Source organism: Ornithinibacillus contaminans (assembly GCF_001038425.2).
Classification (GTDB): domain Bacteria; phylum Bacillota; class Bacilli; order Bacillales; family Amphibacillaceae; genus Ornithinibacillus; species Ornithinibacillus contaminans.
This window is the reverse complement of sequence record NZ_LDPV02000011.1, coordinates 1-14,134: the sequence shown is the minus strand read 5'-3', so window position 1 is coordinate 14,134 and position 14,134 is coordinate 1. Positions and strand designations below refer to the sequence as shown.

At 41.3% G+C, this 14,134-nt stretch carries 14 protein-coding genes; 12 read left to right on the top strand and 2 right to left on the bottom strand.

Annotated elements, in window-relative coordinates:
• Positions 1–204: 204 nt before the first annotated feature.
• From fdhA to dhaM, 6 genes are all read left to right on the top strand, one after another.
• Positions 205–1,452: a formaldehyde dehydrogenase, glutathione-independent gene (fdhA, locus tag JF53_RS02250; protein ID WP_047981784.1), complete on the top strand. Its 1,248-nt coding sequence runs from the start codon at positions 205–207 to the stop codon at positions 1,450–1,452.
• Between the two features lie 234 nt (positions 1,453–1,686).
• On the top strand, positions 1,687–2,517 hold the full coding sequence (locus tag JF53_RS02245; RefSeq protein WP_047981783.1) for an MIP/aquaporin family protein: 831 nt from the start codon (positions 1,687–1,689) through the stop codon (positions 2,515–2,517).
• 30 nt (positions 2,518–2,547) lie between these two features.
• The gene (gene glpK / locus JF53_RS02240) at positions 2,548–4,044 is read left to right on the top strand and encodes a glycerol kinase GlpK (protein WP_047981782.1); all 1,497 of its coding nucleotides are present in this window, start codon (positions 2,548–2,550) and stop codon (positions 4,042–4,044) included.
• Positions 4,045–4,139: 95 nt separating this feature from the next.
• Positions 4,140–5,129, top strand: a complete 990-nt coding sequence (gene dhaK, locus JF53_RS02235; protein WP_047981781.1) for a dihydroxyacetone kinase subunit DhaK — start codon at positions 4,140–4,142, stop codon at positions 5,127–5,129.
• 15 nt (positions 5,130–5,144) lie between these two features.
• Entirely contained in the window at positions 5,145–5,762 is a 618-nt protein-coding gene (gene dhaL, locus JF53_RS02230; RefSeq protein WP_047981780.1) for a dihydroxyacetone kinase subunit DhaL, read from the top strand.
• Position 5,763: 1 nt separating this feature from the next.
• Positions 5,764–6,147, top strand: coding sequence for a dihydroxyacetone kinase phosphoryl donor subunit DhaM (gene dhaM / locus JF53_RS02225; protein ID WP_047981779.1), 384 nt, complete (start codon positions 5,764–5,766; stop codon positions 6,145–6,147).
• Between the two features lie 284 nt (positions 6,148–6,431).
• Here dhaM and JF53_RS02220 read toward each other — a convergent pair whose 3' ends face one another.
• The gene (locus JF53_RS02220; protein WP_047981778.1) at positions 6,432–7,799 is read right to left on the bottom strand and encodes a trypsin-like peptidase domain-containing protein; all 1,368 of its coding nucleotides are present in this window, start codon (positions 7,797–7,799) and stop codon (positions 6,432–6,434) included.
• 345 nt (positions 7,800–8,144) lie between these two features.
• Here JF53_RS02220 and ggt point away from each other — a divergent pair, with 345 nt between their 5' ends.
• Genes ggt through JF53_RS02205 form a run of 3 tightly spaced genes read left to right on the top strand, consistent with a single transcriptional unit; the run spans position 8,145 to position 10,879 of the window.
• Positions 8,145–9,758: a gamma-glutamyltransferase gene (gene ggt, locus JF53_RS02215; RefSeq protein ID WP_047981777.1), complete on the top strand. Its 1,614-nt coding sequence runs from the start codon at positions 8,145–8,147 to the stop codon at positions 9,756–9,758.
• A 30-nt stretch (positions 9,759–9,788) separates the two neighbouring features.
• Positions 9,789–10,349, top strand: coding sequence for a chromate transporter (locus JF53_RS02210; protein WP_047981776.1), 561 nt, complete (start codon positions 9,789–9,791; stop codon positions 10,347–10,349).
• The gene (locus tag JF53_RS02205) at positions 10,349–10,879 is read left to right on the top strand and encodes a chromate transporter (RefSeq protein ID WP_047981775.1); all 531 of its coding nucleotides are present in this window, start codon (positions 10,349–10,351) and stop codon (positions 10,877–10,879) included. Before JF53_RS02210 ends, JF53_RS02205 begins: the two co-directional genes overlap by 1 nt.
• Positions 10,880–10,927: 48 nt before the next feature.
• On the opposite strand, the gene JF53_RS02200 is transcribed toward JF53_RS02205, so the two are convergent.
• Positions 10,928–11,710, bottom strand: coding sequence for a Cof-type HAD-IIB family hydrolase (locus tag JF53_RS02200; RefSeq protein WP_047981774.1), 783 nt, complete (start codon positions 11,708–11,710; stop codon positions 10,928–10,930).
• Between the two features lie 176 nt (positions 11,711–11,886).
• Between JF53_RS02200 and JF53_RS02195 the strand changes: the two genes are divergently transcribed.
• From JF53_RS02195 to JF53_RS02185, 3 genes are read left to right on the top strand one after another with little or no spacing between them, the layout of a single operon-like run.
• Complete coding sequence (locus JF53_RS02195; RefSeq protein ID WP_047981773.1) at positions 11,887–12,762, top strand: GNAT family N-acetyltransferase; 876 nt, start codon at positions 11,887–11,889, stop codon at positions 12,760–12,762.
• Between the two features lie 20 nt (positions 12,763–12,782).
• Entirely contained in the window at positions 12,783–13,334 is a 552-nt protein-coding gene (locus tag JF53_RS02190; protein WP_047981772.1) for a nucleotidyltransferase domain-containing protein, read from the top strand.
• A 16-nt stretch (positions 13,335–13,350) separates the two neighbouring features.
• On the top strand, positions 13,351–13,911 hold the full coding sequence (locus JF53_RS02185) for a GNAT family N-acetyltransferase (RefSeq protein WP_047981820.1): 561 nt from the start codon (positions 13,351–13,353) through the stop codon (positions 13,909–13,911).
• Positions 13,912–14,134: the final 223 nt, after the last annotated feature.

Below are 14,134 nucleotides of genomic sequence, written 5' to 3'. Positions count from 1 at the left end.
ATTTCTACGCTAGTAGACGTCACTATCTGGTTGACTTGGAAAGAAAATATGCCCTATCTGTCGAAAGAAGAGAATTATAGTCTAATAATAAAACAGGTAATCAATTTACAGACTATTGAAAATAATGGTACGGAGTGTTATGGTTGGGATAGATTGAAAGTGCTTACAAATTTGCACCCATTAAAATTTTAAGGAGTGGTCAATGTGAGTAACAAAGCAGTCGTGTATGTGAAGCCAGGTGAGGTAGAGGTTCGGGATATTGGGTACCCGGATCTAGTTTTACGGGATGGTCCAGGTGTTTACCCACTTAATGTCGGTCGGAAGTGTAACCATGGGGTTATTCTGAAGGTTATTACAACGAATATTTGTGGTAGTGACCAGCATATGGTTCGAGGTCGTACAACAGCACCAAGTGGATTAGTACTAGGTCATGAAATTACAGGAGAAGTTATTGAAGTGGGTAGTGATGTAGAATTTATTAAAAAGGGTGATATTGTATCGGTACCATTCAATATTGCTTGTGGACGTTGTGAGAATTGTAGAAAGCAAGATACACATATCTGTACGAATGTTAACCCTGATCGTCCTGGTTCTGCTTATGGTTATGTAGACATGGGAGGTTGGGTTGGTGGACAATCTGAATACGTTATGGTTCCGTATGCAGATTTTCAATTATTACGATTCCCAGATCGTGAGCAAGCATTAGATAAAATCTTAGACTTAACTATGCTTTCTGATATTTTCCCAACTGGCTATCACGGAGCGGTAAGTGCTGGTGTCAAAACTGGTTCCACTGTTTATGTTGCTGGTGCTGGTCCGGTTGGATTAGCAGCTGCTCATTCTGCGCAATTACTAGGTGCGTCAGTAGTCATTGTTGGGGACTTGAATGAAGCGCGTCTTGAGCAAGCAAGAAGCTTTGGTTGTGAAACAATCAACCTTCGTGAGCATGATAATTTGGGAGAACAAATTGAACAAATTCTTGGTGTTCCCGAGGTAGATTGTGCGGTGGATGCGGTTGGTTTTGAAGCAAGTGGTCACGGAAAGGATGCTGGAGAAGCACCAGCTACCGTATTGAACTCGATTATGGGCGTAACTAGAGCGGGCGGACGCCTTGGTATTCCAGGACTATATGTTACTGGGGATCCTGGTGCAATTGATACAGATGCGAAAGAAGGTACTTTAAAAATTCGCTTTGGCTTAGGCTTTGCAAAAGCACATATTTTTGTTACTGGTCAAACGCCTGTAATGCGATACAATCGTGATTTAATGAAGGCAATCCTTAGTGGCAGAGCACAAATTGCCAAAGCAGTTAATGCAACACTTATTTCGATTGATGAAGCTCCAGATGGTTATAAGCAATTTGATGGTGGTGTATCTCGTAAGTTTGTCATTGATCCACACGGTTCCGTTCGTAATCGTATCGCAGCATCTGCTAGTGCTGTTGCCAAATAAATAGAAAGTTACATGACCTACACGTAGGCTTGGTTTACTTGAATGGCGTAAATCAAGTCAGTGTAGGTCTTTTTAAGCCAAAGTGATTACGAGTTTTTCTAAAGAATTAGGAATGTATCAATTTTAATAGGAATATAGTGTAATAGAAAAATTGGTACTTGTATCCCTAGCAATACAAGCCAATTTTCCTAGGAGCATTGATTGATAAATTTTAGCAAAGGGGTGTTGTTTACGATGTCGGAATTTATGGCAGAATTAATTGGTACGATGATTCTCATTATTTTTGGTGGCGGTGTCGTAGGTGGAGTTGTATTAAAAAACTCAAAAGCTGAAGGTGCTGGCTGGATTGTCGTAACGGTTGGTTGGGGGCTCGCGGTTGCCATGGCAGTATATGCTGTAGGTGAGATTTCTGGGGCACATGTTAATCCAGCTGTTACCATTGGGTTTGCTGCAGTTGGGGAGTTTCCGTGGGATCAAGTTCCGTTATACATTACCGCGCAAATGCTAGGTGCGATTATTGGGGGAGCAATTGTTTATTTAACCTATCTTGCTCATTGGCGGAAGACAGATGATCCTGCTGCAAAACTAGCTGTATTTTCTACTGCTCCGGCAGAACGAAGCATTTATGCAAACTTTTTAACAGAAACGATTGGTACATTTGTCTTATTAATGGGATTAATGTTTATCGGTGCTAATAACTTTACCGAAGGATTGAATCCATTAATAGTAGGGTTATTAATTGTAGCAATCGGTGTATCGCTCGGTGGACCAACAGGATATGCTATTAATCCTGCACGTGATTTAGGACCAAGAATTGCGCATGCCATTCTTCCGATTCCTGGAAAGGGTGACTCGGATTGGGGATATGCATGGATCCCGGTGTTAGGTCCAATATTTGGTGGTGTCTATGGAGCGGTCTTCTATCAAGCGGTTTTCTTAGGGGATTTCTCGGTATTATTCTGGGTGATGAGTGTGCTCATGCTTCTAGTTATTGTAGGAGCGGTTAATGATGAGCTGAAACAGGGTGATAACACGGTAGTTCAAGCGAATAAAGAGGCAGTTTAGACCAGTATTTTTCAAAAAAGGAGTGGTAGTATGGCAGAAACGTATATCTTAGCATTAGACCAAGGCACAACAAGCTCACGGGCAATCTTATTTAATCATAAAGGACAGATCGTAGAGACCGCCCAAAAAGAGTTTGAACAATTTTTCCCTCAGCCAGGATGGGTTGAGCATGATGCTAATGAGATTTGGACATCGATCACAGCTTGTATAGCAGAGGTTTTGCGAAAGTCAGATGTAGAGCCTAGTCAAGTTGCTGGAATCGGAATTACGAACCAACGGGAAACTACTGTGGTTTGGGATAAAAACACGGGGAAACCAGTGTATAAAGCGATCGTTTGGCAATCAAGACAGACAGCAGATATTTGTAAGGATTTGATTGAAAGGGGTTACAATGATCTTTTCCGTGATAAAACAGGGCTGCTGATTGATGCATACTTCTCCGGCACGAAAGTTAAATGGATTCTTGACAATGTAGAAGGGGCTAGGGAAAAAGCGGATAATGGTGATCTGTTATTTGGTACTATTGATTCTTGGTTAGTCTATAAGCTGTCAGGTGGAAAAGCCCATGTAACCGATTATTCGAATGCATCTCGTACATTAATGTTTAACATTTATGATTTAGCATGGGATGAGGAGCTTCTGGATATTCTTACTGTACCAAAGAGCATGCTACCAGAGGTCCGTCAATCCTCGGAGGTTTATGCGAATACAGTTGATTATCATTTCTTTGGTCATGAGGTACCGATTGCTGGTATTGCAGGTGATCAGCAGGCAGCACTGTTTGGTCAAGCATGTTTTGAAAGCGGAATGGCAAAGAACACGTATGGAACAGGTTGCTTCATGTTAATGAATACCGGAGAAAAAGGGGTTAAATCGGAGAATGGTCTACTCACAACATTGGCATGGGGTGTAGATGGAAAGGTCGAATATGCACTGGAAGGTAGTATTTTTGTAGCGGGATCAGCTATTCAATGGCTACGGGACGGCTTGAAAATCATTGATAGTGCCCCTGAAAGTGAAGGACTAGCGACAAGTGTAGATTCAACCGATGGTGTCTATCTCGTTCCAGCGTTTGTTGGCTTAGGAACACCATATTGGGACAGTGATGCACGCGGTGCTGTATTTGGATTAACTCGTGGTACGTCAAAGGCACACTTTACCCGTGCAACTCTTGAATCATTAGGGTACCAAACAAGGGACGTATTAGACGCGATGATTGCTGATTCTGGCATTGAGTTAAAAACGTTACGTGTTGATGGAGGAGCAGTTAAGAATAACTTCCTCATGCAGTTTCAAAGCGATATCCTAGGTGTTCCGGTTGAACGACCAGTTGTCCAAGAAACAACGGCACTAGGAGCGGCATATCTTGCTGGATTAGCGGTTGGCTATTGGCAGGATAAAGAAGAAATTGCTAGTCAGTGGCAAAATGAGAAGACATTTGAGAATACGATGGATGATGAAAAACGAGAAGTGTTATATACTGGCTGGCAAAAAGCGGTAGAAGCAACTAGAACCTTTAAATTATAACGTTCGAACAAAAAATACAAGGACCCTATCGATAGCCTGACGTTAGGGTCTTCTTTGTGAAGAAGTGGAATAAATTGTACAAAGGGGGAATAAGGATGAAAAAAATAATCAATGATCCGAATCAAGTCGTTCAGGATATGGTAGATGGTTTAATTGCAGCAAACCCAACAACTCTAAAACAAGTTCCCGATACATTCGTTGTGGCAAGAGCAGATGCGCCTGTCCAAGGAAAGGTCGGGCTTGTGAGTGGTGGAGGAAGTGGCCATGAACCAGCACATGCAGGCTATATTGGTAAAGGAATGCTAGATGCAGCTGTTTGTGGCGAAGTGTTTACCTCACCAACTCCTGATCAGGTATTGGAAGCGATTAAGGCAGTGGACAGTGGTAATGGCGTCTTTTTGGTCATTAAAAACTATACCGGTGATGTGCTAAATTTTGAAATGGCGGCAGAATTAGCTGAAGCAGAAGGAATTCAAGTGGAGCATGTGATTGTTAATGATGATGTAGCGGTGGAAGACAGCTCCTTTACTACTGGAAGAAGGGGAATTGCAGGAACCGTATTTGTTCACAAAATTGCTGGTGCCAAGGCTGATACCGGTGCTAGCCTTTCAGAAGTGAAAACTGTTGCCGAAAAAGTGGTGGCAAATGTTCGCTCGATGGGGATGGCCTTAACGCCTTGTACAGTACCTGCTGCAGGAAAACCAAGCTTCCAATTAGCGGAAAACGAAATGGAAATCGGCATGGGAATCCATGGTGAGCCAGGAATTAACCGCACAACCATTGCAACGGCAGATGAGATAGCAACTACCTTAACAGAAAAGGTTCTTGAGGACTATGATTTTTCAGGTGAAGTTGCGGTGCTTGTGAATGGATTAGGAGCTACGCCAGAAATGGAGCTCTATATTATGAATAAAAAAGTCCACGAACTTTTAGCAGAGCAAGGAATCGCTGTATATAAATCATTTGTTGGCGAGTATATGACCTCACTCGAAATGGCAGGTTGTTCGGTCACGCTATTGAAACTAGATGATGAGCTAAAAGAGTTGTTAGATGCAGAATCAATGGCGCCTGCTTTTCGTAGCTAAGAAAGGGGAGATTCCATGGAGTTAAATGGACAGGATATCGTAGCATGGTTCGACTATACGAATGAAAAAATTCAACAACATAAGGAATACCTTACCTCGCTTGATCAGCCAATTGGCGATGGTGACCATGGAATAAACATGGCAAGGGGCTATCAAGAAACAGTTAAACGCCTAGCGGCAAAGGAATACTCGGAGCCGTCTGAAGTATTAAAGGATGCATCAATGACTTTGTTATCTAAGGTTGGTGGTGCGTCTGGACCGCTTTATGGAACAGCTTTTTTAAAGATGTCTATGGCGGTGAAGGGATTAGAAACAATAGATCAGGATGCACTTGTTAAAGGATTGGAAGCGGCACTAGCTGGGTTAAAGCAACGAGGAAAATCGGAGGTCGGGGAGAAAACACTACTCGATGTTTGGGGTCCGGTAGTGGAATATTGTAGCGGTAACGATTTGAAGGTGGATGTGCTTTTGGATACAGCTCGGACTGCCATGGAAAATACTAGTGGATTACAGGCTACAAAAGGCAGAGCAGCATACTTTAAAGAGAAATCAATCGGACATATTGATCCTGGCTCAGCGTCGTCTTTCTATGTTTTTGAAGCATTAGCAGAAGTCTTAAAGGAGAAGCTGTAACATGAACTATGTTGGAATTGTGCTAATATCTCATAGTCCTAAAATCGTTGAAGGGTTAAAAGAGATTATCCGGCAAGTGATTATGGATGTTCCTATTGAAATCGCAGGTGGAACGGATGAGAATGAAATTGGAACAAGTGTTGAAAAAATAATTACTGCGATAACCTCTGCTGATACTGGGAAAGGTGTTCTCGTATTCTATGATTTAGGCAGTGCTAGGATGAATGCAGAAGTAGCGTTAGAGATGCTGGAAAGTACTTCTGCTAAAATTGTCAACGCACCTTTAATCGAAGGGGCTTATGTAGCCGCAGTTGAATCCAATATGGGAAAAGACTTAGAAGATGTTTATGAGGCAGTATTAAAAGAATTGAAAGCAGCATATTGATTTGTTCAATAGTAAGTTTTCAATCTATTAATCTAAAAATGAGAAAAGGTTGGGACATAAGTAAAATAAGGAAGATTAAAGACGAACAATATATACTATTTCAGCGTAGGGAATATACTTAGACTCCTGCGGGAGGAAGGGCAACGGTGAGCCTCCTCAGAGCTATCGCTATTCCGGGGTCTCACCAGCCCCCCCGCGGAAAGCGAAGTTTATTCCCGAAGCGGCTATAGTGCACTAACGTTCGGATTTTATCTAACCATAAATACTAATATCCCAACCTCCTTCTATTCATATGGCAAGTACTGTTCGGTTGCCTCATCATAGTAATACCACAAGCCATCTGTTTCATTATAGTACGTCCATGTTCCTTCATAGCTATCGTAGTAATACCATTGATTTTCTTGTTCATCATAATAGCTCCACTCACCGGTTGCCTCGTCATAGTACATATTTTCATCTACAGTGAACCCTTCATTCCATGGCTCCTCTTGATAAGAATCAAAGGATTCCGGATCAGACCAATCTTCCTCATACGACTCGTAATTTTCATTGTCAAACCAGTCTTTGTAATACGAATTTCCTTCTCCGATATATTCCTTTAGTGCATCGCCAATTTCAGACCAAAAATCTTCATAGCTATATTCCCAGTAATCATTATACTCCCCGTCCTCGGTATAATCGCCACCGTGGAAGTAGCCGCCACTATTACCATCACCCCATGTGTCACCATAGTAGGAATCACCATTTGCATCATAAAATTGCGCGAGTACTTCTTCTTCATTCATTGGTTGGTTAATCCAAGAATCGATCAGTGGTTGAACGGTATATAACGGGATGCTGAATCCAATTTCTGCATCTTCTATGCTTTCTGCTGAATTGATGGCCACAATCTTTTCGTTAGTTTTTGAGATTAGCGGTCCACCACTACTTCCTGGTGAGATAGGAGCAGAAATTTGATATAAGTTTTCATACGTATAAGGTTCGATAACAAAATTGCGATCTTTCCCAGTAATATAGCCCATCGTTGCTGTGTTTTCTAATCCAAGCGGGCTTCCTAATGTTATCACTTCTTCTCCGATATTAGCTGGTTCTGTGACCTCTAATGCGAAAGGTTCTTTTCCGACTAAATCAGGAACTTGAATAACGGCAACATCTGTTTCGTTCGAATAACCAATGATCGTACCAGCATACTCTGCGCCATCAGTTGTTTTAATATAAACAACGGTTTCCCCTTCTACAACATGTGCATTGGTTACAACTGCGCCATTGTTATTATATAAGAAGCCAGACCCTTGACTGTAAGGCGTGAAAACAGTAAAGACGGAATCCTGCGCATTCGCAATAATTTCGGTGAATTCCTGCTTCTGTTCGTCCTCCAATTCCTGCTTCTCAGTAGTAGGAGGAGTGGAGAGTGTTGTGTCAACATTTTCGGTAGGTTCTTGTTCGGTTTGTGTGTCCACAGAGGCCAACATTTCCGGTAGGTGAGAATAAAAGCTCTTCACAATAAATACACTACCAATGATGGTACCTGTTAATAATAAAATTAAAAAAGTACTCATTAACGGGTGAAGTTTTCGCTTTTTCTCTACCCCACAATTTGGGCAGAAATTTGAGTTTGGGCGGCGTTCCGTACCACAGGTATGACAGTACATATGTGACCTCCTCCTCAGATGTTAGTTAGTAGTATTATAGCATGAAAGTTAAATTCCAAAATGGCTATCTCGGAATTTTTCAGATAAATAGTTTAATCTATAATGCCACCTTATTGCCAAAGGTTTCGATTATATAGAGAATAGGAATGCTGATGAAAAATTGGACTCAAATGAATACAGGATAATAGGGAATCTTTCCTAATGTAATGCCTGCCAATAGATGCAGTTTTTACATAAAAAGCAGCCATAAAAATTCTCAGATTTATAGAGCGCTAGATTGACACAGTGAAATTTATTTCGTACTATGAAATAAATTTAGAAGTCACTGAGGGGAGTTTTTTTACGATGCTTTCATTTGATCACCAGTCACACCCATATGCCAATACAAGACATTCTACATATGGAAAGAACGGCATGGTAGCAACTTCTCAGCCACTTGCCGCTCAAGCAGGACTTGAAATATTGAAAAAGGGTGGAAATGCGATTGATGCAGCTATTGCAACAGCCGCATGCTTAACAGTTGTAGAACCAACGTCAAATGGAATTGGCGGAGACGCATTTGCTTTAGTTTGGACAAAGGGAAAATTACATGGATTAAATGCGAGCGGAAAGGCACCTAAAAGCATTTCGATTGATGCGGTAAAAGAAGCAGGACATGAGGAAATTCCAACACATGGTTGGATTCCGGTTACAGTTCCTGGGGTTCCAGGTGCATGGGCAGAGCTTTCAGCGAAATTTGGAAAGCTTCCACTAGCAGACGTATTGGAGCCGGCAATTAAATATGCAGAGGAAGGATATCCAGTCTCACCGACACTCGGAAAATACTGGAATAGTGCCTATAACATCTATAAGCAAAAGCTAACTGATGACGTATTTACCCATTGGTTTGACACCTTTGCACCAAAGGGAAGAGCACCGAAGATTGGGGAAGTATGGTCATCCAAAGGGCATGCAGAGACACTGCGCTTGATTGGTGAAACAAAGGCAGAGTCATTTTATCGTGGCTCACTTGCTGAGAAAATGGCGAGTTTCGCTTATAAAACCGGTGGCTATTTAACGGCTGAAGATTTAGCGGAATTTGAAGTAGAATGGGTTAATCCGATACGTGTTAACTACCGTGGCTATGACATTTGGGAAATCCCTCCGAACGGACAAGGAATTGTTGCATTACAGGCATTAAACATTCTAAAAGGGTACATTTTCCATGAGAAAGATTCTGTTGATACCTATCATAAGCAAATTGAAGCTATTAAACTAGCATTTGCCGATGCACAAACCTATGTAACAGATGAAAACCATATGAAGGTATCGGTAGAAAGCTTGTTGAGTGACGTGTATGGTGAAACACGTAGAAAATTAATTGCTGATGAAGCATTACTTCCGGAAGCAGGCGATCCAGCATCGAGTGGTACCGTTTATTTAGCCGCAGCTGATGGCGAAGGGAATATGATATCTTATATTCAAAGTAATTATATGGGATTTGGATCAGGTTTAGTTGTGCCTGGAACTGGGATAGCGTTACAAAATCGTGGGCATAATTTTTCTATGGATAAGCATCATGCCAATGCATTGGAGGGTGGTAAACGAACGTATCATACCATTATCCCTGGCTTCATGACGAAGGATGACAAACCTGTAGGACCGTTTGGTGTTATGGGGGGCTTCATGCAGCCACAAGGACATGTGCAAGTTGTCATGAACACGGTTGATTTTGGACTGAATCCACAAGCAGCACTGGATGCGCCACGCTGGCAATGGATGAAGGATAAAGTGGTAGAAGTAGAGAATCGCTTCCAGCATCATATAGCACAAGGGCTTGCTCGAAAAGGGCATCAAATTAAAATCTCGCTTGAGCCGAATAGCTTCGGCCGCGGTCAAATTATATGGCGCGACCCGGAAACAGGAGTCCTAGTTGGTGGAACAGAATCACGAACAGACGGAACGGTTGCTGCATGGTAATCGGTCAATGAAAGGTGAATACGCATTACAATGAAAACACAATGGCAGTTATTTCTAGCTTTTTTTCGGGTAGGAATCTTGGGCTACGGTGGTGGCCCCGCTTCCATCCCGCTTGTACATAAAGAAGTTGTTGATACATATAAATGGATGAGTGATGAAGAATTCGGCGATATGCTTGCATTAGCAAACACACTTCCGGGACCAATTGCAACTAAACTTGCAGGTTATATTGGTTACCGGGTAGCGGGAGTTATTGGCTTACTAAATGCATTAATAGCCACGGTGATTCCTACTGTATTATTGTTAATTATATTGTTATCAACGCTCTCTTCTTTTAAGGATATTGATTGGGTAAAAGGCATGACAGCTGCAGTAATACCTGTTGTTGGGATGATGATGGCAACCTTAACTTGGCAGTTTTTTGATAAAACACGCCAGGGGATGGGATGGATTCCTGCCCTCCTGATGACAGCGGCAGTGTTTGTTTTGTTATCCATTTTAAATGTTCACCCTGGAATCATTATCGGCGTTTTAATCGCAATCGCCTTATTGATTCGTGATAAGAAGCAAGAAAAAGGGGTGAATTCCTAATGCTAGTCTATTGGCAAATTTTCCTGGCATTTTTTATCCCAGGTATCTTAGGTTATGGGGGCGGACCAGCTTCCATACCATTAGTAGAAAATGAAGTAGTTGGACGCTATGAGTGGATGAGTGTGCAAGAGTTTAGTGAAGTTCTAGCTGTTGCAAACTCCTTGCCTGGTCCAATTGCGACGAAAATGGCAGGATACATCGGGTATGAAGTAGGTGGTCTACTTGGCGCAATACTTGGCGTCTTTGCTACTGTGGCACCATCTTTGATCATCATGATTGCACTATTAGGTGTGTTGTATAAATTCAAGGATTCACCAAAAGTGAAGCGAATCACCTTATTTGTTCGACCGGTAATTGCTATTTTACTTGGATTAATGGCTTGGCGATTTTTCTTTGAATCGTATGAAGGGATCGGGATAATACATACTGCTGTAATTACGATTGTCAGTTATTTATTAATCGAACGGATAAAGGTGCATCCAGCATTCGTGATACTTGGTGCCTTTGTGTATGGAGCATTTTTGTTATAAATGTTAAAAACTACGCATTCCAATTGGGTGCGTAGTTTTTGTGTTCTATTATTTAACTAATCCAAGCTTCTCTAACCCACTAAATACACCAGCTTCTGATACGGTAGTTGTTTTATGATTAGCATATTGGAATAGGTCTGGATGGGCATTACCCATCGCAAATCCTTCTCCTACTAGTTCCAGCATTTCTTTGTCATTCATACCATCACCAAATGCAATTGCTTGCTCCTTTGGAATGTTTAATCGATTAAGCACCGTTCTAACAGCTTCCCCTTTATTAACTGCTTTTCGAATGACATCATAACAATTCTCTGCACCATTTACATTTACTTGTGCGAGTCGAATATCATCGATTTCATATCGGGAAGTTTCCTCTGGTGGAACATTTAATAATGTTGCGCCAAGAACATCGTCGAGAATGTCCTCCGTTATTAAATTCTTTTCAGTTAACTGAAACAATTCCATAAAACGTATCATATATGGTGAATCCGTTGAAGTAACATAATTTCGTTCACTTGTATATAAGATGATTTCATGACCGGATTCTTTTGCGATTTCTAAGTATTTGATTAGTGTTTCTTTTTTCATCGGTTCGTCTAGGATTGTTTCGTCTTGGTAAACCGCATATGCACCATTATAGCCGATGTATGATTCTACCTGTAATTCTTCTGCCAGTTCACTAAGCTCATGGGCGGGTCTTCCAGTAGCTAGAAAAACCTCCATACCCTGTGACTGTATTTGCTTAATGGCCTCTTTGGTTTTGGGGTGATAGGTGTGGTCTGGTTTTAGGATCGTTCCATCGATATCTAGAAATAAAATTTTGTAAGTCATGATTGTCTCCTTTTCAACTGATTATAAGGATAGTGTATCACAAAAATATGAACGAGAAGATAAGGGAGTGTAAAGAATTCGCGGGACAATTATTTGTAAATTCTTACTTATGGTATTCTAGTAATAAGAAATGAAGCGGTAGAGCGTAAGAAGAATAGCTGCAAGGGGGAGTTCTGATGAAAATTAACGTGTTGGAAAAAGAAGCAATTGGTGAAGTTGCGAGATTTATAGCGCAATTAAATAACATAGATGAGTCTCATATAGGCTTTTGTGGAAAGGATCCAGAAGAGATTGAGAACTTTATGGTGAATGAATTGACCGATGTTTTATACAACAATAGCTTTGTCTGTGCATATGATCAGAACCAATTAGTTGGTGTGGTTGGCTTTGATGCGGATCTTGAAGACAGTAGTGCTGAAATATGGGGGCCGTTTATAGAAGCGGATAAATGGCAGATTGTGCATGAGCTATGGCGTGAGTTGGAAAAGTTATTACCTGCTAACATTCATTCGGTAGCGGTGTTTCCGAATGTGAAAAATCATCATGCGATTCAATTTGCCAAAGAACTTGATTGTCTTCAGCATGAACATGCTCAAATTATTTTAACGGTGAACCGAGATGACCAAAATCACTGGCTTGATGAGGAGCCGATTGAACTAACGCAAGATTTACATGAAGAGATGATAAACCTACATGATCAAGAATTTCCGAATACTTATTATAGTGGGCAGGAAATTATTAGTCGTTTGAATCCAACTAGGAAAGTATTTGTTGTCACGAATACGGAAGGCTTAACTGGCTACATTTATGTAGAGGCAGAGCCTGAGTATGGTGAGGCTAGCATCGAGTTTTTCTCGGTAAATAGTTCGGAACGAGGAAAGGGGATTGGGAAGCGATTATTATCAGCTGCTCTGAACTGGCTATTTACCATTGAATCGATGGAGGAGATTAGCCTGTGTGTTGATTCTAGTAATGAAGCTGCGATTAATCTATACGAAAAAGTAGGCTTTAAACGAACCCATGATTTATTTTATTTTACAAAAAAACGATAGAGACGCTAGGGAGATGGAAAATGCTTAATACACTTGTGAGGATTGGAAAATGCCTGCAAAATGTGGAAATTACTTGGGGGGTTGGTGGCTCCCTTTTGCTGAATTTCCACCAGCTAATCGACAAACCAAATGATATTGATATTTTAGTTGATGAACGGAATGCTAGTCGACTAATGGAAATTATATCGCCACTTGGTCGTATGAAGGAAGCTAAGCGTTCGGAGCCTTTTCGAACGGTTTATTTTAGCAAGCTTGCGATTGAAGAAGTTGCTATCGATATAATGGGTGGATTTGCCATCAGTCATCAAGAGGGAGTATATCACTTACCACTCACAGCGGACAGGATAGTAGAATACAAGACTATTAATGGCGTGGATATTCCTTTGTGTGCACTGGAGGATTGGTATATTCTGTACAGCCTGATTCCTGGGAAACAAGAGAAAGCGGTCCTGATTGAAAACCATTTTCGAACAACGGGAGTAAAACATCCCAACTTATTAGAAGAAGCACTTAAACGTCCTTTGCCACAAGAGGTACGAGGAAAAATAATTGAATGGTTAATTGAGGGGTGAGGGAAGCGTGGAGAAAATGAACGAGATTATTAAAGGGAATCGAATCGCATTAAAACCAATTGAAGAAAAGGATATTGTCACGTTATGGAATTATATTTACGGAGAAGAAAATCCTGAATGGAAGCAATGGGATGCACCATATTTTCCGTTAGAAAAAGTTACACTTGAGGATTATGAGCAAGCAATGAAGAAGAGGATTGAAGCTGGATTAGATGAGCGAAGGGTAATCACCGTTGACAATGAGATAATTGGGATTGTGTCATATTATTGGGAGCATAAGCCGTCAAACTGGCTAGAAATTGGAATCGTAATCTACTCGCCTAACTATTGGAATGGTGGATATGGTACCGAGGCACTTAAGCTCTGGATAGACTATCTATTCAATTCGCTTTCGATTCATCGAATAGGTCTGACAACCTGGTCTGGAAATGAACGAATGATAAAGGTTAGCGAAAAGCTAGGGATGATCATCGAAGGTAGAATTAGAAAAAGTCGAACCTATCAAGGGACGTATTATGATTCCATTAAAATGGGGATGCTACGAGAAGAGTGGATGGATAAAAAAGCATCGGAATAAATAGATGGGGCTGGGACATAAGTGTTAATGGTTAGATAAAATCCGAACGTTGGAGCACGATACCCGCTCCGGGAATATACTTCGCTTTCACTTCCAGCACAGGGGTGACATCTGCTCGAAACTACCTCGCAGTGTCTACCTTGCCGCGGGGGCTTCTGAGCTTCTCGCGCTGAAAAGCAGTGCGCCTGTGTCTGCTAGTATCGCTTCGGAGTATGCTTCCTCA